Source organism: Actinoplanes sp. NPDC048988, from assembly GCF_043197815.1.
GTDB lineage: Bacteria > Actinomycetota > Actinomycetes > Mycobacteriales > Micromonosporaceae > Actinoplanes.
The window spans coordinates 42,818-63,345 of the sequence record NZ_JBICTW010000004.1; the positions used below are offsets into that span (position 1 = coordinate 42,818).

Here is a 20,528-nt window from a genome sequence, read left to right on the forward strand (position 1 = left end):
GTCTCCTTCAACTGCGGACGGACCAGACCTGGAAGGTCGGGCCATAGCCATCGATGACTGTGGAACCATCGGGTTCGGTGTACAGCGGCCGCGCGCCGCCGTAAATGTTCTCGGAGGTCGTGCCGGGGATCAGGCCGGCCAGCCTGAACGGCGGGCCGGGCGACCGGCGGGCCAGGACCAGCAGGCTCTGATCGGCGCTCTCGCGCAGGAACATCAGGCTGTCCCCGTCGGCGTGCGCCCAGCGCAGGCCGCCGCTTCGGAGCGCCGGCGACGACCGGCGCAGCGCGATCAGGTCGCGGTAGAAGCCGAGCACCGGGGCGTCCCAGCGCATCGGCACGCGGGCCGACTCGTTGTCGGCGCCGGTCAGCCCGAGCTCGTCGCCGGCGAAGACCATCGGCGTGCCGGGCAGGGTGAAGAGCAGACCGGCCGCGACCTCCTGCCGCTGCTCGGAGCCGACGACAGTACGGATGCGGGCCGTGTCGTGCGAGCCCAGCAGCTGCCACGAGGTCGTCCACGACCGCCACGACATCTGGGCCGCGAACGCCGACATGGTCGCCGACACCGCGGCCGCGTCGGCCACCGGCACCTCCTCGGGGACGCCCAGGAAGCTGTCGAAGGGCAGGTCGGCGGCGCGCAGCCAGCTCCACACCGGACGGGTGAATCCGGAGTAGTTCATCGTGCCGTGCCAGCCGTCGCGGTCGAGGTCGCTGGACGCGTCGTGGGTGTGCTCGGCGATGAGCAGACCGTCCGGATGGACGTCGTGCATGGCCTGGCGGAGCAGGGTGGCGACCTCGTGGGTGAAGTCGTCGGCGCCGAGGCGGGCTGTCATGTTGGCCACGTCGATGCGCCAGCCGTCCAGCGAGTACGGCTCGGACAGCCAGTGCCGGACGATCCGCGCGAACCGGCGGCGGAGCTCGTCGCTGCCCCAGTTGAGCTTGGGCAGTGTCGGTTCGCCGCGCCACGACTCGTAACCGCCGTCCGGGCGTATGTAATAGAGCTCCTTCTCGTGCGGGAACCACTCGTGGGCGTCGCCGGTGTGGTTGGTGGTCAGGTCGCCGAGCAGGCGGACGCCGCGATCGCGGGCGGCCGCGGAGAGCCGCTCGAGCGCGCGGTCGCCGCCCAGCAGCGGATCGACGTGGTCGAAGGTGGTGGCGTCGTAGCGGTGGTTGGACCGGGCCGGGAAGAACGGGGTCAGATAGACGGTGTTGGCGCCGAGGCCGGTGATGTGGTCGAGATGCCGCACGATGCCGTCCAGGTCGCCGCCGTACATCGTGCGCAGCGCGTCCGGCCCGCGCACCACTGGATCGTTCCAGTCGGCGGCGACGGCCCAGTCCGGAAGCGCGCGCTCGGTCGACGCGGCGAACCGATCGGGGAAGATCTGGTAGACCACGGCGCCGCGCGACCACGACGGCGGCGGTGGGTGGGCGACCACCCGGAAGTCAGTCGCGTCGGGCACGTCGTGCGTGGTCAGCCCCATCCCGGTCAGCCACCGCATGCCGCGGGTGGTGCCGAGCAGGAAGCGGTACGTGGTGACGGGATTGTGCACCGGCAGATCGGCCCGCCACCACGTGTCGCCGCCCGGCCCACGGCGATCCACGACGGCCGACGTGAAGACGGGCTCGCCGTCCCGGACCCAGCGCATGTGCACCCGCGACACCCCGGTGCCGCGCGGCACCCGCACGAAGACACTGACCGTGTCGCCGAGCCCGGGCGCCGGGTCGCTCACGTACAGCTCGCTGCCGTCGTGGTGTGGTCTCATCCCTTGACCGCCCCCGCGGTGAGACCGTCGGTGATGTAGCGCTGCAACAACTGGAAGACGAGCACGGTCGGGATCGCGGTGAGCAACGTGCCCGCGCAGAACATGCCGAAGTTGGCGTCCCGCTCCCCGGCGACCAGGCCCCACAGCCCGATCGACAATGTCTTGGCCCCGGTGTCGGTCAGGAAGACGTTGGCGATGAGGAACTCGTTGATGGTGCCGATGAAGGCCAGCAGCCCGGTCACGGCCAGGATCGGCGCCACCAGCGGCAGCAGGATCCGGAAGAACACCTGCGGATGGCTGGCCCCGTCGATGGTGGCCGACTCGTCGAGTTCCCGCGGCACGGTGTCGAAGAAACCCTTCATCAGCCACGTGTTCACGCCCAGCGCGCCGCCCAGGTAGAGCAGGATCAGGCCCCACCACGTGTTGAAGCCGATCGCCGGCCAGTAGTCGGTGATGGTGGAGAACATCAGGAAGATGGCCACGATGGCCAGGAACTGCGGGAACATCTGGATCAGCAGCAGCGACAGCAGCCCCACCCGCCGGCCGCGGAAACGGCGGCGGCTGAAGGCGTACGCGGCCAGCGCGCTCAGGAACACCGAGGCGGCCGAGGCGGTCGCCGCGATGACCACCGAGTTGAGGAACCAGCTGCCGAACGCGGTGTCGCCCAGCAGCCGGGTGAAGTTGCCGAACGAGGCCCCGCTCGGCACGAGCTGCGACGACGAGAGCGTGCCGAGCGGGTTGAGCGCGGCCGAGACGACGAAGACGATCGGCACCATCGCGAAGACCAGCATCAGGATCGCCACCCCGTGGCGCCAGCCGACCTGCTTGAGCCATTTCATGAGTAGACCTCCTCCTGACGCCGGGTGCGCCGGAAGCTGATCGCCGAGACGACCGCGACGATGAGGAAGATGAAGATCGATATAGCGGCCGCAAAGCCATACTGAGCGCCCGCGCCGCCGAACGCCAGCCGGTACGTGTAGGTGATCAGCAGGTCGGTGGCTCCGTTGGCCGGGTTGTCGGCCGGGAAGGGCGCGCCCTCGGTGGTCAGGTAGATCGCGTTGAAGTTGTTGAAGTTGAACGCGAACGACGAGATCAGCAGCGGGGTGAGCGCGACCATCAGCAACGGCAGCGTGATCTTCCGGAACGCCGACCACGGGCCGGCGCCGTCGATCCGGGACGCCTCGGTGAGCTCGCCCGGAATGGCCTGGAGGGCGCCCGTGGCGACCAGGAACATGTACGGATAGCCCAGCCACAACTGCACCAGGATCACCGCCAAGCGGGCCGACGCCGATCCGCCGAACCAGTCCACGTCCGTACCGAAAAGGTTGTTGATCAGGCCGAAGTCGGTGTTGAACATGTCCCGCCAGACCAGCAACATCGCGAACGACGGCATGGCGTACGGGAGGATGAGCAGCACCCGGTAGAAGGTGCGCCCCCGGACCCGCTTGGAGTGCAACGCGATCGCGCACAGCAGGCCGAGCACGAACGTTCCGCCGGTCGAGGCCAGGGCGAAACCGAAGTTCCAGACGAGGGTACGGAGGAAGGGGCCGGAGATCGCGGGATCGGTCAGCACCCGCGAGAAGTTGGCGAAACCGACTGTCACCTTCCAGCCCTGGGCCAGGCGCTCGCCGTCACCGGCCACGAACAGCCCCAGGCTCTCGTCGGCCCGCCACGACCGGCCGGTCGCCGTGTCCCGCACGCAGTCACACGCGGCGTCGTAGACCCGGCCGGCCTTGCCCTCGTACGCCCGGGAGAGACCGGACGAGCGGATGGCGCCGCCGGCCGTGGGCACGGCCAGGGCGGTGATCTCCTTGCTGCGCACGCTCGCCTGGCCGGTGGTGAGGATGGTGTAGCCGTCGGCCGCGGTGACCCGGCCCGCGCCGGTGACGGTGGCCTCGATCGGGGCGAGGCCGTTCGCGTCACCGGCGGACACCCGTTTCGTGGCCGGGTCGGTGATCAGGAAGACGAGCGGGCCGGTGGCCGCGTCGCCGGTGGTCGCGACCGTCAGGGCGTACTGAACCGAACCCGGCACCTGAGTGACCGACGCGGTCTGAATGGCCACGACGGCCTCGGCCTTGCTGCCGCGATGGCCGTCGCCGAAGTTGGTGAAGGCGGTGCTCGCGGTGTAGAGAACCGGGAAGATCTGGAAGGCGATCAGCAGGACGGTGCCGGGGGCCAGGTATTTCGCGGGGATGTGGCGCGGGGTCAGGTAGAGGTAGAGCAGGCCCGCCGTGGTGGCGGCCAGGATGGCCAGTCCTGTCCAGGCCTCGTTCTCGATCAGCGGGAACGAGGCCCAGACGGCGATGGCGACCGTGAAGCCGAGAAGGACGATCTTCACGATCGGGTACGTCCGCCGGGTCTCCTCGGCGGGACGGGCCTGCCTGTCGGTGGCAGGCCCGTCGAGCTGCATGACCATTTACTTGATCGCTGCCTGGATCGTCTGGCCGGCGGTGGTGATCGTCTTCGCCGGGTCGGCGCCGCCGACCACAGCGGCCTCGGCCTTGCCGAACGGGTCCCAGATCGCGGCCATCTCGGGGATCGCCGGCAGCGGGATGCCGTTCTTGCCGGCGTCGATGAACTTCTGCAGGTCGGGGTCGCCGCCCTTGACCTGGTCGAACGCGGCGGTCAGGGCCGGCGGCCGGGGCTCGGCCTGGTAGAGCGCGACCGCCAGCTCGGGCGTGGTCACGTAGTTGGTGACGAACTCCTGCGCGAGGGCGTTGTTCTTGCCCTTCGAGGCGACGTAGAACGTCTGCACGCCGAGGAACGGCTGCGCGGGCTTGCCACCGGCGAATCCGGGTACGGGGCTGATGTCGTACTTGATGTTCGCCTTCTTGACGTCGGTGATCGCCCACGGGCCGGAGATCAGGTAGCCGCACTTCTTCGAGGTGAAGGTGGCGATCGAGTTCTCCGGGGTGATCGAGCGCTTCAGCAGGCCGCTGCCCTTCTCACCGATGGTGGCGATCTTCTTGAAGGCGGCCACCGACTCGGGCTTGCCGACGCCCAGGTCCTTGGGGTCGTAGTCGCCGCCGGCCGTGGTCCCGAACAGGTAGCCGCCGGCGCTCGAGTACAGCGGGTACAGGTGGTAGGCGTCGCCGTTCTGGCCGACCTGCACGCACAGCTTCGCCGTGGCCAGCTCCTCGACGGTGGCCGGAGCCTTCGGGGCCAGATCGGTGTTGCGGATCAGGGCCAGGTTCTCCATGGCGTACGGGACGCCGTAGGTCTGGCCGTTGAAGGTGACCGCCTTGAGGGCGTTCGGGGCCAGGCCGGCGGTCTGCTCGGCCGACAGCTGTACGGGATCGACGGCGCCGTTCTGGACGAGGTTGCCGATCCAGTCGTGCGCGCCGACCATCACATCCGGGCCGCTGCCCTGCTGGGAGGCGGTGACGAAGGTGGTCTGCTGGTCCTTGGAGATGGCCTGGACCTTGACGGTCACGCCGTTCTCGGCGCCGAACTTGTCGGCGAAGGGCTTGAGGGCGGCCGAGCGCTTGTCGTCGGCCCAGATGACGAGCTCACCCTTCGCGGCGGCCTCGGCCGACGGCTTGGTGGAACTGGCGTCGGTCTTGTCGCCACAGCCCGTCATGAGCAGAGCGCAGGTCATAGTGGCGGCTACACCCACTGCACGGAGGCGCATGGTGGTCTCCCTTTGAAGGATCTTGCGTCAAATGCAAGCCAGCAACGTAAGGACTTGCCGGCCTGTTGATCGTCATATACGAATAAGCGCAGCTCACTGCCTCTTCATAGAGATCGGCTTGTGTCGCTGGCGTTGCGGGGACGTTAGCAAGTCCTTGCAATCAATGGAAGAGCTTGCAGGAACTCGCCGGAAACCCGGCGGCACTAGAGTTGTCGCCATGCGTGCACGGATGGCCGACATCGCCCGTCAGGCCCAGGTCAGTGAGGCGACGGTCTCGCGTGTCATCAACGACCGCCCGGGGGTCTCCCACGAGACCCGCCAGGCGGTGCTCACCGCTCTCGACGTCCTCGGCTACGAGCGGCCCGAAAGGCTGCGCAAACGCAGCGCCGGCCTGGTCGGCCTGGTCGTGCCCGAGCTCGACAACCCGATCTTCCCGGCCTTCGCCCAGGTGATCGAGTCGACGCTGGCCCAGCAGGGCTACACGCCGGTGCTGTGCACCCAGTCCCCCGGCGGCGTCACCGAGGACGAGTACGTGGAGATGCTGCTCGACCGGCAGGTCTCCGGCATCGTGTTCGTGTCCGGCCTGTCCGCCGACACCACCGCCGACCACGCCCGCTACCAGCGCCTGCTCGACCGCCCGCTGCCCATCGTGCTGGTGAACGGCTACGCCGAGGGCATCGAGGCGCCGTTCGTCTCGTGCGACGACCGCCTCGCGGGCGACCTGGCGGTGACCCATCTGGTCGCGCTGGGGCACCGGCGGATCGGCATGATCTCGGGCCCGCACCGGTTCATCTCGACCCAGCGCAAGCTGGCCGGCTACCGGCAGGCGCTGCAGCGCGAGCTGAAGGTGCCCGACTCCTCGATCGACGACTTCGTGTCGCTGACCCTGTTCGGCGTCGAGGGCGGCGAGGTGGCGGCCGACCGCCTGCTCGCGATGGGCGTGACCGGCCTGGTGTGCGGCTCCGACCTGATGGCCCTGGGCGCGATCCGCGCCGCCCGCCGCCGCGGCCTGTCGGTGCCCGGCGACGTCTCGGTGATCGGCTTCGACGACTCACCGCTGATCGCCTTCACCGACCCGCCCCTGACCACCCTGCGCCAGCCGGTCCCGGCCATGGCGGTGGCCGCCGTCCGCTCCCTGATGGACGAGATCAACGGCCACGGCGCCCCCCACTCGGAATACCTGTTCCGTCCCGAACTCGTCGCCCGCGACTCCACCGCGATCGCCCCGGCCCGCCGAGCCGTTCCCGTGGGCACACCCACCTCCTGAAACTTCTTGCAGATTCTGCCGAATCTCTCCGCCCTCTCGCCGGGACGGCCGTGACACGCTGCCTTCATGGACGACGCGGAATGGCTCGACTCTCCTGCCGACCCTGAGGATGGGGACGACAATCCCTCGCCCGAAGTTCCAAGCTGGGATGCCTACGATGACACTGGGATCTTTCCCGACCAATCGAATTCCGAAAGGGTGCCGGACAGCCTCGGGCAGGAAGCGCGAGAGAGCCCACCCATGTTCAAGGATCGTGTCCCCTCGGCAAAGGGTTCAACCTCGAACTGGCTATACCTGTGCCGCAGGGCCGTCAATTCCTAGTGTTGGTCCGGCTCGGCAGGCACCGCGATGGTGGGTTCGACTTCAAGGTCGAGATTCAGAAGGTCGAGGACCGGTCCGATGAGGTGGACGTCGGGGAGGTTGCCGAGCTCTACGACGGGAAACGGCAGACGCTGCTCGGCGTTCCGACCGTCGTCGAAGGTGCGGAGCCGGGATCGTCCGATCCTTGGGAAGAATGGTTGGCGTTCTTGGGGCGCCGGCTGATCGACAACCGGGCCGACGTGATCTCGCAAGCGCCTGATCTGGCCTTTGTCATAACAGACCGCCGGAGTGACGCCTAGCGAGCGCGGATCAGGCGGGCCGTGGCTCGCTGCTTCAAGGCGAAGCCCTGCTTGGCGGTGTCGCGCAGGCGGGCCACCAGCGGGGAGCGGGAGCGGCGGGCCCAGGGGACGGGGACGTCGGTGGTGCCGTACTTCGCCTTGTAAGCGTTGCCGCCTACGAAGTCGAACTCGGTCAGGGATCGGGTGCGGGCCCAGCGCAGGGCGTGCCAGATCAGGGCCTCGTTGGGTCGGGACAACTGGTCGGCGCGGTAGCTGGCGCCGCCCCAGAAGTACATCGTGCGGTGATGCCAGGGTAGGACCGCGGTGGCCACGCAGCGGCCGGTGGTGTCGCGGGCGCGCAGCAGGAGCAGGTTTCCGGAGGGGCCCAGGCACGACATCAGTGATCGAACTCGGTCAATGGAATAAGTGGGTACGAGATTCTGCTTGGCGAATACGTCGCGGAGCTGATCATAGAATTCGGCGGCGAATGACGGATCGTCCGGGGACGCCTCCTCGATGACTATGCCGGACTTTCCCGCCTTGCGGATATTGCGGCGGCAGGCACTCGTCATCGCGGCGAACAGTTCGTCCTCGGTGGGGGTCAGGGAGATCACCGCGGTCGGGGCGGTGTCCCAGCGCAAGGCCAGGCCGTCCAGGTCGCCGGGGGTCAGGTGGCGGTCGCGGATCTCCACGTGGGCGCAGCCCAGATCGTCGAAGGCGAACGGCGTCAGGGCCTCGAGGGCGGCCCGGCGCGAGATCCCGGGCTGGAGCAGGAAGCCCATGTACGACGTGGTCCAGCCGGCCATCGGGCTGCCGAGGATACGCAGGCCGAAGCGCCGGCTGACCAGGCCGGTGAAGTGGCCCACGGTGTCGCGGCCGTCCTCGACCACGGCCAGCACGGGTGACGCGCCCTGAGCCTCGGCGACGAAGCGCAGCCAGGGGCGGGTGTGGAAGATCAGTCGGTCGTCGTAGGTGGCCCGGTCGGACCAGAGCGCGGCCGTCGGGTCCACCCTTCGCAGTCGCAGCATGGGCCTCACGATGCGCCGGGGCGTGTCGGCAAATCAAGACACTGAAGGATTCTCACGTTCTTGATGACAAATGCCACTGATGCTCGCGGACGGCCGTTTGGGAAGGTCGAGACATTCCCGGTCAACGATCTTTCGGGAGGGTCCGATGCAGACGCCGACCACGATCAAACGGCGCCTGAACGAGCTGGAGTTGCGCAGCCGGCTGCGGGCGCGGCCGCGTTTGCAGGGCCGGATCCTCGCGCCGGCCGGCATTCTCAAACGGCTGCCGGACACGGCCGGGCTCTACTTTCCCTTCTACCACGACGTTCCGGGCCGGTACGCGGACGACCTGCGCCGGCACCTGTGCGCCTTCCGGCAGCGCGGCCCGATGGTGAGCTGGGACGACGCGCTCGACATCCTGGCCGGCCGGCGAGACCCCGACGGGCCGGTCTTCTGCCTGTCCTTCGACGACGGCCACCTGAGCTGGCGCGACGTCGTCGTGCCCATCCTCGCCGCCGAGAAGGTGCCGGCCACCTTCTTCCTCACCACCGGGCTCGTCGGGCGGCCGGGCAACCTCACCTGGCCCGACTGCCGGGCCATCGCCGCCGCCGGCTTCGCCTTCGGCTCGCACACCGTCACCCACCAACGGCTCGCCGATCAGACCGGGTCCGAGGTCGTACGGGAACTGGTCGCCTCCAAACGGGAGATCGAGGACGAGGTGGCCGTCGAGGTGCGGGACTTCGCCGCCCCGTACGGGAACCCGGCCGTCGACTTCGGCGAGCGGGAGGTGACCGCGGCGCGCGAGGCCGGCTACCGGAGCTTCGCCACCACGCTGCGCCCGGCGATGCACCCGGGCGGGCCCGTGATGGGTATCCACCGGCAGGGCCTGCACCCGGCGTGGCCACTGTGGGCCGTGAGGACGCGGGTCCATGCCTGACACCCGGATCTACCTTTCCCCGCCCGACGTCGGCGACGTCGAGCGAAAGCTGCTGCTGGAGGCGTTCGACTCCAACTGGGTGGCGCCGGTCGGCCCCGACCTGGACGCGTTCGAGGCCCAGGTGGCCGAATTGACAGGCGTACGGCACGCGGTAGCCCTCAGCAGCGGCACCGCCGCCCTGCACCTGGCGCTGGTCGCGGCCGGGGTCCGGCACGGCGACACGGTTCTGGTGCCGTCGTTCACCTTCGCCGCCACCGCCAACGCGGTGATGTACCTCGGCGCCCGGCCGGTCTTCATCGACAGCACGGCCGAAAGCTGGAACGTCGACCCGGCGCTGGTCGTCGAGGAGCTGCGCCGCCGCTGCGCCAAGGGAAAACCGCCGCGGGCGGTGATCGCCGTCGACATGTACGGGCAGTGCGCCGACTACGATCCCCTGCTCGACGCGTGCGACCGCTACGGCGTGGCGCTGATCGAGGACGCGGCGGAAGCGCTCGGGGCCTCGTACCACCGCAAGCCCGCCGGGTCTTTCGGCCTGGCCGGGATCCTTTCGTTCAACGGCAACAAAATCATCACCACCGGCGGGGGCGGCATGCTCGTCACCGACGACGACCGGACCGCCGCGCGCACCCGCCACCTGGCCACCCAGGCGCGCGAACCGCTGCCGTACTACGAACATCGCGCCGTCGGCTACAACTACCGCCTCAGCAACCTGCTGGCCGCGGTCGGCCGGGGACAGCTCCAGCGCCTCGGCGCGATGATCGCCGCGCGCCGCGAGACCGGCCGCCACTACCGCGCCGCCCTCGGCGACCTGCCCGGGCTGAGCTTCATGCCGATGGCCGCCTACGGCGAGTCGAACTGGTGGCTCACCTGCCTGCTGGTCGACGCCGAACGGTTCGGCGCGAGCCGCGACCGGATCCTCGACCGGCTGGCCGCGCACGACATCGAGGCCCGGCCCACCTGGAAGCCGATGCACCTGCAGCCGGTCTTCTCCGACTGCGTGACACGCGGCGGCGAGGTCAGTGCCGGCCTGTTCCGCCGCGGGCTGTGCCTGCCGAGCGGATCGGCGCTCACCGAGCACGACCGGGAGCGCGTCGTGGACGTCGTCCGCGCGGTAGCGGCCGAGCAGAAGGGGTGAGCGCGGGGTGCGCATCGTCTACATCCACCAGTACTACTGCAATCCGCGGATGGCCGGCGGCATCCGCTCCTACGAACAGGCCCGGCGGCTCGTCGCCCGCGGGCACGAGGTCCACGTCATCACGACCGACATCACCGGCGTCTCAAAATCCTTGACCTGGCGGCGTACGGACGACGACGGCATCCAGGTGCACTGGTTCGCCGTTCCGTACAACAACGAGATGTCGTACGGCCGCCGGATCTGGGCCTTCGCGGAATTCATGGTGCTGGCCGCGGCGAAGGCGGCCGCCCTCAAAGCGGACCTGGTCTTCGCGACCAGCACGCCGCTCACCGTCGCGGTACCCGGCGTGGTCGCCGCCAAGCTGCGCCGGGTGCCGTTCGTCTTCGAGGTGCGCGACCTCTGGCCCGAAGTGCCGATCGAGATGGGCGCGCTGCGCAACCCGGTCACGCGGCGGCTCGCCGGCGCGCTGGCCGGCTTCGCCTACCGCAACGCCCGCGAAGTGGTGGCGCTCTCGCCCGGGATGGCGGCCGGGATAGCGGCGCGGCGCCCGTCCACGCGGACGACGGTCATCCCGAACGCGGCCGACCTCGCCCTCTTCCAGGTGGACGAGTTGGAGGTGAAGAAGTTCCGCACGGAGCACCGCTGGCTCGCCGACCGGCCGCTGATCGTCTACACCGGAGCGCTGGGCGCGGTGAACGGCGTCTCGTACCTGGTCGAGGCGGCACGGGAGATGGACCCCTCGATCCAGGTGCTCATCGTCGGGCACGGCCGCGAATGGGAGTCCACCAAGGCGCTCGCGCGAACCCATGGGCTGCTCGACGTGTCGGTGCACATGTGGGAGAAGGTCCCGAAGTCCGAACTGCCGGTGATCCTGGGCGCGGCCACGCTGTCGACCAGCTTCGTCCGGCCGATCCCCGCCCTGTGGGACAACTCGGCCAACAAGTTCTTCGACGCCCTGGCCGCCGGGCGGCCGATCGCCGTCAACTACGGCGGGTGGCAGGCCGACCTGTTGCGCTCGACCGGGGCCGGGCTCGTGCTGGACCCGGTGGACACGTCCGCGGCCGCGGCGACCCTCGAAGCGCACTGCCGGGACGAGGAATGGCTGACCCGGGCGCGCGCGGCCGCGTACACCATGGCGGTCGAAAGGTTCTCCCGCGACAAACTCTTCGAGCAGTTCGCGGCCGTGCTCGACCGAGCGGCGGCCTGACGTGGAACTGCGCGAATACGCGAGGGCGTGCCGGCGCGGCTGGATCTGGATCGTCGTGCCGGTACTGCTGGCGGCCGGGACGGCCGCCGCGCTCACGTTGAGCCGGCCGCCCGCGTACCGGTCGTCGATGGTGTTGTTCGTGACCACCGGGGCGGACGACGCCGACACCGGGGCGAGCCGGCTCAACTCCTACATCGTGCTGCTCACCGGCCCGCGGGTGGCGCAGGGCGTGGTCGCGAAAGTAGGACAGGGCCTCACGGTCGACGGGGTGACCGACCACCTGACGGCACAGGTCCAGGACGGCACGGACCTGCTGATGGTGACGGCAACCGACCCGTCGGCGGAACGAAGCCGGGCCATCGTGCGCACGGCCACGGCCGAACTGGTGGCGCTGGTGAAAAGGCTCGGGCCGGCGCCGGCGGTCTCGATCGCCCAGGACGCGGTGACGACGAAAGAGCCGGACGGTCTCGTCCGCAACGCCGGCTTCTCGGCGGTCCTCGGCCTCCTGATCGGCGCGATCGTGGTGGCGGTCCGCGAGATGACCCGCAAGAAGGTGAGCGAGGAGGACGACCTGCGCCGCCTCGGCATCGGAACCGTGGGCGTCATCGCGATCGGAAACCGCTACGGCCGTACGGCGAAACCGGACGAGGAACTGGCCGAGGCGTTCCGGAGGTTACGCAGCCTGCTGCCGTCCCTGGACGGGGGCAGCTCGCTGCTGCTGACCGGGGCCACCCGTAAAGAGGGAACGACGGCGGTGGCCTGCGGCCTGGCGATAGCGATGGCCGAGACGGGCGCCCGGGTGCTGCTGGTCGACGCGAACCTGCGCTCGCCCGGGGTGGGACGCTACCTGTCGCTGGAGCCCGGCCCGGGCCTGGCCGAGGTGCTGGCGGGCACGGCGACGGTGGCGGAGGTGCTGCACAACCCGCTCGACGGCCGCCTGACGGTGCTGCCGCCGGGCACGCACATCCCCGACCCGGGCGAGGCGCTGGCATCGCCCCGGCTGGGCGCGACGATGGACGACCTGACCCGCCGCTTCGACGTCGTGCTGGTCGACGCGCCGCCCCTGGCCGGCACGGCCGACGCCACGGTCCTGAGCAAGGTGACCGACGGCGCCCTGCTGGTGGTACGGGCCAACCGAACCCGGGCGGCGGAGGTCCAGCGCGCGGCCGACCTGCTGGAGAGGGTGGGCGCCCACCTGGTCGGCGCGGTCCTGAACGCCCTGCCCCGCCGCCTGCCGACGGGCGCGATCCGGCATCGCCCACCGCAGGTACCGGCCGACAGCCCCAGCCTGATCCAGACGTTGGTCGGCGGCCCCTCCGACGACGAGGAGACGTCGGTGGGCCTGATCCCGGCCTATCCCGCCACGGTCCAGGGCCGAGCCCGCGTCACCGACACCCCGCAAACGCCACCGCCGGCCGCTCCCGGCGACTCCACGCCTTCGCCGACCACTTCCGAGGGCGCCGCGCCGACGCCCACCGCTTTGCCAGGCTCAGCGCCACCATCGACCACCTTCCCGGGCGCCGCGCCACCACCGACCGCGTTCCCGGGCACCGCGCCACCACCGACCGCGTTCCCGGGCACCGCGCCACCACCGACCGCGTTCCCGGACTCCGTGCTACCGCCGGCCGATGCCGAGCAGCCGGTTTCCACCTCGCCCGCCATCCCGGCAGGCATTCCGCCGTTTGTTCCCACGGTCGTCCGGGCGACCGCCCACGTCTCCGCCTCCAGCGCCGCCGCCGAGAGCGAGGCGCCACCGATCGCGCGCGGCACGGCGCACGTACGGGAGCCCGGCGATTCCGCCTCGCCGAATAAATCCGATATGGGCGGAACGGAGGCGGAGGAAGGTGCGGTCCATAAGGAAGAAGGCGGCCTCTCCTCATCGGATAAATCCGATTTAGGAGCCTTGCCGGGGCTCGCGGGAAGTACCGCCGCCGGAGCAAACGCGGGCACGAAGGAAGCCGGGGACGAGGTCGGCTCCTCCCGCGGGGAAGGCGCGGAGGCTGCGCGTGCCCACGAGGAAGGCGCTCGGGGCGACCGCGAGCGCGACGGCAACGGCAACGGCGACCGCGACGCCAACAGCAACCGCGACGGCAACGGCGACGCCAACAGCAACCGCGACGCCAACAGCAACCGCGACGCCAACAGCAACCGCGACGCCAACAGCAACCGCGACGCCAACAGCAATCGCGACGGCAACGGCAACGGCAACGGCGACCGCGACGGCAAGAGCAACAGCGACCGCGACGGCAACAGCGACCGCGACGGCAACAGCGACCGCGACGGCGGGGCGTGGGGATGAGTGAGCTGGTGGAGCGGGCCGGAGGGGCCGTGGAGGCCGGTGCTCGCGGGCGGCTGGGGTGGGTCTGGGGGCAGCTGCGGGAACCGTACGTCAAGCTCGTCGCCTCTCAGCTTCTCGTGGGTGGGGTGGCCCTGGTCGCCAACGTGCTCATGGTGCGGGCGCTCACTCCCGGCGACCGCGGCGAAGTCGCGCTGCTGCTGCAAGTGGTCTATCTGTCGACGCAGGTTCTGTTGCTGGGGACCGAGCGGAGCTTCGTCGCCGCCTATCACGACACGACGCCGGCGGCGGGGGTGCGGGCGTACGCGCGGCTGCTCGCCTTTCCCTGCGGGATCGGGCTCGCCGCGGCCGTCGGCTTCGCCGTCATGGCGCCCGATCCGGGTACGGCCGTTGTCGGGCTGATCGCGGCCTACGCGCTTGTCGAGACCTGGGGGCTGGCCATCCGGTCGATCGCGATCGCGGCCGGGCGGGTCACCGACTTCCTCGTTCTGCGGGTTGTCGAGGCCGTTCTGCTGCTTTCGCTGCTCGTTGCGCTCTCCGTTGCCGGGGCGGCGCGGCCCGAAGTGTGGATTCTGGCCTATCTCGTGGCCGGGATCGTGCCCACCGGGGCCTATCTCGTGCTCTGGCTTCGCGGCGTGGCCGGGCCTCAGCGCGACCACAACCGGCTGGTTCGGCGGGAAGGGATCGCGCTCTTCCCGGCGGCCCTGTCGAACATGGCGATGCTGCGCGTGGACCGGCTCGCCCTGCCCGCGATCGCCTCGACGTCGGCGCTCGGGCTCTACGCCAGTGTCTCCACGATGACCGAGTTGCTGGCGTGGCCGGTGCGGGCCTACGCCGACTCGCGGCTGGGGCGGTGGCGGGTGGCGTACCGGGAGGGGACGTTGCGCAGCCGGCCCCTGGTGCTGGCGGCGAGCCTGTACTGCGTGGTGGTGGCGCCGATCGCGGCGGCCGGGCTGCTTCTGCTCATCGTGCCGGTGTTCGGGGAGGCCTACGCGCCGGCCCGGGGAATCGTGGTGCCGCTGGTCGTGGCGGCGGCGCTCTACGCGGTGTCGCGGGTCAGCCTGGGGCTGCTCATCGCCAAGGGGCGGGGCGGGCTGGTCTCGGCGGCCGAGATCGTCGGGTTCGGGGTGAGCTTCGTGGGCTACCTCCTGCTGATTCCGCCGTTCGGCATCGCGGGGGCCGCGTACGGATCGCTGATCGGGTACGGGGCCTGCCTGCTGTTCGCCCTGGGCGCGAACCGGGTGGCGCCGTCGTGACGTGGGTCTGGCATCCTCGCGTACTTCTGGCCCCGGGCCTGGTTCTGATCCTGGTGGCCATCGGCGGGCGGTACACGCTGGACCGGGCCGGTTTCACCGATCTCGCCTGGGTCGACCTGCGGGTCATCGGGCTGGCGGTGGGGCTGGTCGCGCTCGGCGTGGACGTGGCGCGGCGGCCGCGCCGGGAGCGGACGGGCACTCGGCGGGAGGGCTGGCTCGTCGCGGCCACGCTGTTCTTCGTCTTCCAGATCGCTTCGGGGCTGTGGGCGCCCGAACCGGCGCGGGTCGGGCCGCAGACACTCGATCTGGTGCTGATGGCGGTCCTCGTCCTGGCCTTCTATCTGTACGCCACGGGCGATCCGGACGCGGTCCTCCGTACGGCTTTCGTGCTCTTCTACGTCGCCGCGATCCTGTTCGCCCTGGCCGCCCTCGCGGCCGGGCCGGGCGAGCAGGGGCGCTACTCGGCGTTCGGGGGCGGGCCCAACGTCTTCGTCCGCATCCAGCTGCTGGGGGTCATCAGCGCGATCGCCCTGACGATGCTCAGCGGGCGCAAGCTGCCGCTGGTGGCCGTTCCGCTGTTCCTGCTGACCGCCGTGCTCTCCGGGTCGCGGGCCGGACTGCTGGCCGGGATGGTCGTGGGCGCGGCGGCGCTGTTCAAGATCCGGGGCCGGCTCCGGGCCGGAGCCGTCGTCGCGGTCGTCGGGCTGCTGGCGGCCGTGACCGGGGTCATCGGGCTGCTCGCGCCGCCGGCGTTCACGAGCCTCTTTCAGGAGCGGTTCGTCGAGCAGACCGTGCGGGACCGCTACCTCTCCGACCGGACCGACATCTGGGGCGCGGCCTGGCGGCTCGCCGTGGAGCATCCGGTCGCGGGCACCGGGCTGGACGGCTTCTACGGGACGGTCGGGGTCAACCAGCGGGTCGAATACCCGCACAACTATGTGCTGGGCGTCGCGGCCGAGGGCGGGCTCCTCGGACTCGGCCTGCTCGCCCTGGCGGTGCTGCTGTGGGCCGGGACGGTACGCGGTGGCGGCCCGCGGCCCCGGCTGACCGGGCTCGCCGTGGCGGCGGCCGCGCTGGTCGCCCTGTGCAGCCTCTTCTCCGGTGACTACTACGACGCCCGGCTCTTCTGGCTGTTCGCCGCTCTGGCCGCCGCGGCCGCGGTGACACCGCTGCCGGCGCGGCGAAGGCAGGCGGTGCCGTCATGAAGCTGAGTCGCCGGGCCGCGATCCTGCTGGCCGCCGGGTCGGTGACCGCCGCCTGCGGTTCGGCCGGCCCGGAACACGTACCGCCGATGCCGGAACCGATCCGCGAGAGCCCGGCCACCGAGGCCGGCATCAAACCCGTCTCCCACTGGGCCGGCGTCTTCGGCCAGGGCTGGGATTTCCAGTACGGCAGCAGCCTGCCGCAGAGCCGGTCCGGAGACAGCTGGGACCACTACAACCTCTCGTACACGCTGGACGCTCTCGTCGCGATGTTCCGGGCCACCCGCGAACGCCGCTACCTCGACCGCGCCCTGGAGTTCGCCGAGAACGTGATGGCCGCCGCGGTCCCGTCGAAGTCCCTTGCCGGCAGCCGGTTCAAGGACGGCTACCTCGGGTGGCCGTCGTCGATGAACGGCGAGGACGGCGACGAGATCCCGCTGTACGAAAGCTATTTCTGGCGCTACGCCACCGGCCTGCTCGCCGCCATGCGGGAATCGGCGATGGTGATGGCCGATCGCGGCTACCAGGCCCGGTTCGACCGGCTGCTCGCCTTCGCCGGCACCAACGTGTTCACCAAGTGGTACGAGCGCGGGGCCGACGACTTCGTGTACCGCGAGCGCACCCACATGGCCGCGCACTGGGCGCTCATCGCCCGGCATCTCGACGTGCTGACCCCGGACGCGCGCTACCAGGCCGTCCGCACCGAGATCGACCGTCGCCTGCGCGACCAGATGCGGCGCAGCCCGGTCGAGCCGACCGCCTACTTCTGGAGCGACGTGTGGGGCTCGGCGAAGCGGCCCGGCCAGGATGTGGGACACGGCAACGGCGTCATGGCGTACGTCGTGGAATCCCGCTCCTGGACCGCCGCCGACCTGGCCGCCTTCTCGGCCGTGCTGCCGGTGATCTGGCCCGGCGGCCGCGACTACCGGGCCTATGTGGACGGCACCGGCTCCGACAACGGCTGGCTGGCCGACGGTTTCGTGAAGCTGGGCCGCTCGAGTCCGTCGGTGCAGCGGCGGCTGGAGGACCACGAGGTGGTGAACGACCAGTTCGCGGCCAACATGGCGCTCAACGCCCGAATCCTTCACGCCGAAGGGATGACGAGATGACACTCACCGCGCACGCCGCGCTGCTCGACCCGGGAGCCCGGGAGTGGAAGGAGGCCCTTCAGCGGACCGCGCACGACATCTATCACCTGCCCGATTACGTGAGCCTCGACGCCACCCTGTGCGGCGGACGGCCGGTGGCGCTCTGGTACGAGGACGCGGGCCGGCACGCGTTGTTACCACTGATCGTGCGGGAGATTCCGGGTACGGGACGGCACGACGCCATGTCCCCGTACGGCTATCCCGGTCTGGTCGGCAGCGCCCGGCCCGACGACCGCCCGTTCTGGGAACGGGCCTGCGCCTCGATGGTGGCCACGATGCGCGAGGCGGGTCTGGTGAGCGCCTTCGTACGGATGCATCCGCTCGTGCCGTCGCCGCCGCTGCCGGTGCTGGCCGACTTCGGGACGCTGGTGCGGCACGGCGAGACGGTGTCGATGGATCTGACGGTCAGCGCCGAACAGATGTGGCGGCAGACCCGGGCCGACCACCGCAACCACATCAACCGGGCCCGCCGGGCCGGCACGCGGGTGGTCTTCGACGACTGGGACCGGCTGGCCGAATGGGTCGCCGTCTACCACGACAACATGCGCCGGGTCGGCGCGCAGCCGTACTACTTCTTCACGTACGGGCATCTGGCCGCCCTGCACGACGCGATCGGCGACCGGATGCACCTGGCCGTCGCCCTGGAGGGTGACGAGGTGGTCGGCGGGAACACCTTCTTCGAGTACGACGGGATCGCCACCGGATACGTGTCGTCCACCCGGCGGGCCAAGCACCGGTACGCCGACGAACTGCTCTACGACGAGGTGCGCCGCTGGTGCAAGGAACGCGGCGACACGGCGTTCCACCTGGGCGGCGGGCGGGGCGGGCGCAGCGACTCGCTCTTCTCGTACAAGGCCGGCTTCTCCCCGCGACGGCACGCCTTCCACACGTGGCGCGTGATAGCGGACCCACCGGCGTACCTGGAACTGGTCCGGATGAAGCCCGGCGCCGACCCGGCCGACCTCGCCGGGACGTTCCCGCCCTACCGCTAGGAGGCCACCATGCGCATCACCTGCGTCGGCGGCGGCCCCGCCGGACTGTACTTCGCCGTGCTGGCCAAGCTGGCCGACCCGGGCCACCGGATCACCGTGCTCGAGCGCAACCCGGCCGGGGTCACCTACGGCTGGGGTGTCGTGTTCTGGGACGACCTGCTCGACGACCTGTTCCGCTACGACCCGGTCAGCGCCCGCCGGGTCTGGGACGCCGCCTACAAGTGGGACGAGTACGAGGTGCGGTGCACCGGCAAGGACGTCACCCACCTGCCCGGCTACGGGTACAGCCTCGGCCGGCACCGCCTGCTCGACATCCTGTCCGAGCGCGCGGCCGAACTCGGCGTCGACGTGCGGTATCAGACCGAGTCGGCCGGGCGGCCTGTGCTGCCGGCGGCCGACCTGGTGGTGGCGTGCGACGGCGCCGGCAGCCGCCTGCGCGACCAGGCCGCCGAGCACTTCGGCGCCGAGGTGGAAACGGGCCGCAACAAGTACATCTGGCTCGGCACGCCGCAGGTCTTCCGCACCTTCACGTTCGGCTTCGAACGGACCCACGCCGGCTGGATCTGGTACCACGCCTACCCGTTCTCCCGAGACGCGAGCACCTTCATCGTCGAATGCACGCCCGAGACGTGGTCGGCGCTCCACCTCGACCGCCTCGACGCGGCGGCCGGATGCGCGCGCCTGGAGAAGATCTTCGCCAAGCACCTGGACGGCCGGCCGCTCATCGACCATCGGGCGGCTTCCGGCGGTACGGGCTGGATGAACTTCCGCCGCGTCACCAACCGGCGCTGGGACCACGGCGTGGTGGCCCTGCTCGGCGACGCCGCACACACCACGCACTTCGCCATCGGCTCGGGCACGAAACTGGCCATGCAGGACGCGATGGCCCTGTCCGACGCGCTCGCCGCCGACGAGTCCCTGCCGGCCGCCCTGGAACGCTACGAGCACCGCCGCCGCTCGGCGCTGGCCCCGCTGCAAAGGGCCGCGCTGGCCAGCAGCGGCTGGTTCGAGCGGATGCCGAACTACGCCGACCTGCCGGCGAAGCAGTTCTCGTACGCGCTCTCCAACCGCCGCGGCGACTATCCACTGTGGCGGTACGTTCTGCACCTGACGACACAGACCGCGGTCACCCGGGCCATGCTGCGCGGCGCCCTGTCGGCGCGCCGCCGGCACCGCGCCCGGCGCCGCCTTTCGGCAAGGGGCACCTATGGCTGAAGCCGCCATACTCGAGCCGGGCGACCGGGCGTGGGCCGACACGCAGGCGATGGTCCGGCACGACGTCTACCACCGGCCCGAGTACGCGCGGCTCGACGCCGGATCGTCGATCGCCTTCCGGTACGCCGAGGCCGGCGCGCCGTTCCGCTACAAGGCGGCCTTCTCGCCGGGCGGTCAGGACTTCCACACCTGGCGCGTCACCGGGCGACCCTCGGGCGTACGAGAAACCGGGCAGCCCCACCCCGGAGGCGCTGGAGGGCCGCTTCCCGCCCTACCGTTGACTGATCCGCCGGGGCGTGACCGGGCCCGCGGCCCGGTCACGCCCTACAGCGTCAGTGCGTGCGAGGGTCGGCGTCGCTGCTGCGGCTGCCGGCCTTGGCCAGCCCACGGCTGACCATGTAGCCGATGGTCAGCAGCGTGATGTACCACCACGCCTTGTCGGCGGATCCATCACCCCCGGTGTACGAGGCGATCAAAAGGAGGCGTCGTGACGTACGAGATTCACCCGATCGGGGTTGTCGAGTCGGCCTTGACCGATCCCGCGAGCGCCCCCAAACAGGGCACCGAGGGCGGCGCCGACGCCTGGCTGGCCTTCGAGCCGAGGGTGGCCGAGGGCCTGCGCGACCTCGCGGCCGGCGACGAGGTGGTCGTCCTCACCTGGCTGCACCTCGCCGACCGGTCCACACTCGTCGTCCACCCGCGCGACGACCCTCGTAATCCGCTGACCGGGGTCTTCAGCACCCGGTCGGCCGACCGCCCCAACCCGGTCGGGCTGCACCGGGTGCGGGTGCTCACGGTCGACGGCCTCCGCGTGAAGGTGGCCGGCCTGGAAGCCGTCGACGGCACGCCGCTCGTCGACATCAAGCCCGTCCTCTGA

18 protein-coding genes are annotated in these 20,528 nt (G+C 70.6%); 13 read left to right on the forward strand and 5 right to left on the reverse strand.

From position 1 onward, the window contains the following. Positions 1–7: 7 nt before the first annotated feature. Genes ACGFJ7_RS14490 through ACGFJ7_RS14505 form a run of 4 tightly spaced genes read right to left on the reverse strand, consistent with a single transcriptional unit; the run spans position 8 to position 5,390 of the window. Positions 8–1,759 carry a glycoside hydrolase family 13 protein gene (locus tag ACGFJ7_RS14490; protein WP_392642445.1) on the reverse strand — a complete coding sequence of 584 codons (1,752 nt, stop codon included), beginning with the start codon at positions 1,757–1,759 and terminating at the stop codon, positions 8–10. Then, a complete protein-coding gene (locus ACGFJ7_RS14495) occupies positions 1,756–2,598 on the reverse strand; it encodes an ABC transporter permease subunit (RefSeq protein ID WP_360239035.1) in 843 nt (280 codons plus the stop codon). The genes ACGFJ7_RS14490 and ACGFJ7_RS14495 overlap by 4 nt, the downstream gene beginning before the upstream one ends. Then, positions 2,595–4,175 carry an ABC transporter permease subunit gene (locus ACGFJ7_RS14500; protein WP_392642446.1) on the reverse strand — a complete coding sequence of 527 codons (1,581 nt, stop codon included), beginning with the start codon at positions 4,173–4,175 and terminating at the stop codon, positions 2,595–2,597. The genes ACGFJ7_RS14495 and ACGFJ7_RS14500 overlap by 4 nt, the downstream gene beginning before the upstream one ends. Continuing rightward, positions 4,176–5,390: an extracellular solute-binding protein gene (locus ACGFJ7_RS14505; protein WP_392642447.1), complete on the reverse strand. Its 1,215-nt coding sequence runs from the start codon at positions 5,388–5,390 to the stop codon at positions 4,176–4,178. Between the two features lie 217 nt (positions 5,391–5,607). Here ACGFJ7_RS14505 and ACGFJ7_RS14510 point away from each other — a divergent pair, with 217 nt between their 5' ends. Beyond that, the gene (locus ACGFJ7_RS14510) at positions 5,608–6,657 is read left to right on the forward strand and encodes a LacI family DNA-binding transcriptional regulator (RefSeq protein WP_392642448.1); all 1,050 of its coding nucleotides are present in this window, start codon (positions 5,608–5,610) and stop codon (positions 6,655–6,657) included. A gap of 323 nt (positions 6,658–6,980) precedes the next feature. After that, a complete protein-coding gene (locus tag ACGFJ7_RS14515) occupies positions 6,981–7,277 on the forward strand; it encodes a hypothetical protein (protein ID WP_392642449.1) in 297 nt (98 codons plus the stop codon). Here ACGFJ7_RS14515 and ACGFJ7_RS14520 read toward each other — a convergent pair. Further along, positions 7,274–8,284, reverse strand: coding sequence for a GNAT family N-acetyltransferase (locus tag ACGFJ7_RS14520; protein ID WP_392642450.1), 1,011 nt, complete (start codon positions 8,282–8,284; stop codon positions 7,274–7,276). The genes ACGFJ7_RS14515 and ACGFJ7_RS14520 overlap by 4 nt on opposite strands. 145 nt (positions 8,285–8,429) lie before the next feature. On the opposite strand from ACGFJ7_RS14520, the gene ACGFJ7_RS14525 reads away from it, so the two are divergent. The 11 genes from ACGFJ7_RS14525 (at position 8,430) to tsaA (ending at position 20,528) form a co-directional block, all read left to right on the forward strand. Further along, entirely contained in the window at positions 8,430–9,200 is a 771-nt protein-coding gene (locus tag ACGFJ7_RS14525; RefSeq protein ID WP_392642451.1) for a polysaccharide deacetylase family protein, read from the forward strand. Continuing rightward, positions 9,193–10,335 carry an aminotransferase class I/II-fold pyridoxal phosphate-dependent enzyme gene (locus tag ACGFJ7_RS14530; RefSeq protein ID WP_392642452.1) on the forward strand — a complete coding sequence of 381 codons (1,143 nt, stop codon included), beginning with the start codon at positions 9,193–9,195 and terminating at the stop codon, positions 10,333–10,335. The genes ACGFJ7_RS14525 and ACGFJ7_RS14530 overlap by 8 nt, the downstream gene beginning before the upstream one ends. A gap of 7 nt (positions 10,336–10,342) precedes the next feature. Continuing rightward, positions 10,343–11,542 carry a glycosyltransferase family 4 protein gene (locus ACGFJ7_RS14535; protein WP_392642453.1) on the forward strand — a complete coding sequence of 400 codons (1,200 nt, stop codon included), beginning with the start codon at positions 10,343–10,345 and terminating at the stop codon, positions 11,540–11,542. Between the two features lies 1 nt (position 11,543). Next, positions 11,544–13,841: a polysaccharide biosynthesis tyrosine autokinase gene (locus ACGFJ7_RS14540; protein WP_392642454.1), complete on the forward strand. Its 2,298-nt coding sequence runs from the start codon at positions 11,544–11,546 to the stop codon at positions 13,839–13,841. Then, positions 13,838–15,094 (forward strand): lipopolysaccharide biosynthesis protein, encoded by a 1,257-nt coding sequence (locus ACGFJ7_RS14545; protein WP_392642455.1) that lies wholly within the window; start codon positions 13,838–13,840, stop codon positions 15,092–15,094. The genes ACGFJ7_RS14540 and ACGFJ7_RS14545 overlap by 4 nt, the downstream gene beginning before the upstream one ends. Then, positions 15,091–16,299 (forward strand): O-antigen ligase family protein, encoded by a 1,209-nt coding sequence (locus ACGFJ7_RS14550; RefSeq protein ID WP_392642456.1) that lies wholly within the window; start codon positions 15,091–15,093, stop codon positions 16,297–16,299. Before ACGFJ7_RS14545 ends, ACGFJ7_RS14550 begins: the two co-directional genes overlap by 4 nt. After that, entirely contained in the window at positions 16,296–17,405 is a 1,110-nt protein-coding gene (locus ACGFJ7_RS14555) for a hypothetical protein (RefSeq protein ID WP_392642457.1), read from the forward strand. Before ACGFJ7_RS14550 ends, ACGFJ7_RS14555 begins: the two co-directional genes overlap by 4 nt. Then, positions 17,402–18,436, forward strand: a complete 1,035-nt coding sequence (locus tag ACGFJ7_RS14560) for a GNAT family N-acetyltransferase (RefSeq protein WP_360239074.1) — start codon at positions 17,402–17,404, stop codon at positions 18,434–18,436. Before ACGFJ7_RS14555 ends, ACGFJ7_RS14560 begins: the two co-directional genes overlap by 4 nt. Positions 18,437–18,445: 9 nt before the next feature. Beyond that, positions 18,446–19,651 (forward strand): FAD-dependent monooxygenase, encoded by a 1,206-nt coding sequence (locus ACGFJ7_RS14565; RefSeq protein ID WP_360239077.1) that lies wholly within the window; start codon positions 18,446–18,448, stop codon positions 19,649–19,651. Next, positions 19,644–20,045, forward strand: coding sequence for a hypothetical protein (locus ACGFJ7_RS14570; protein ID WP_360239080.1), 402 nt, complete (start codon positions 19,644–19,646; stop codon positions 20,043–20,045). The genes ACGFJ7_RS14565 and ACGFJ7_RS14570 overlap by 8 nt, the downstream gene beginning before the upstream one ends. 93 nt (positions 20,046–20,138) lie before the next feature. After that, positions 20,139–20,528 carry a tRNA (N6-threonylcarbamoyladenosine(37)-N6)-methyltransferase TrmO gene (gene tsaA / locus ACGFJ7_RS14575; RefSeq protein WP_360239083.1) on the forward strand — a complete coding sequence of 130 codons (390 nt, stop codon included), beginning with the start codon at positions 20,139–20,141 and terminating at the stop codon, positions 20,526–20,528.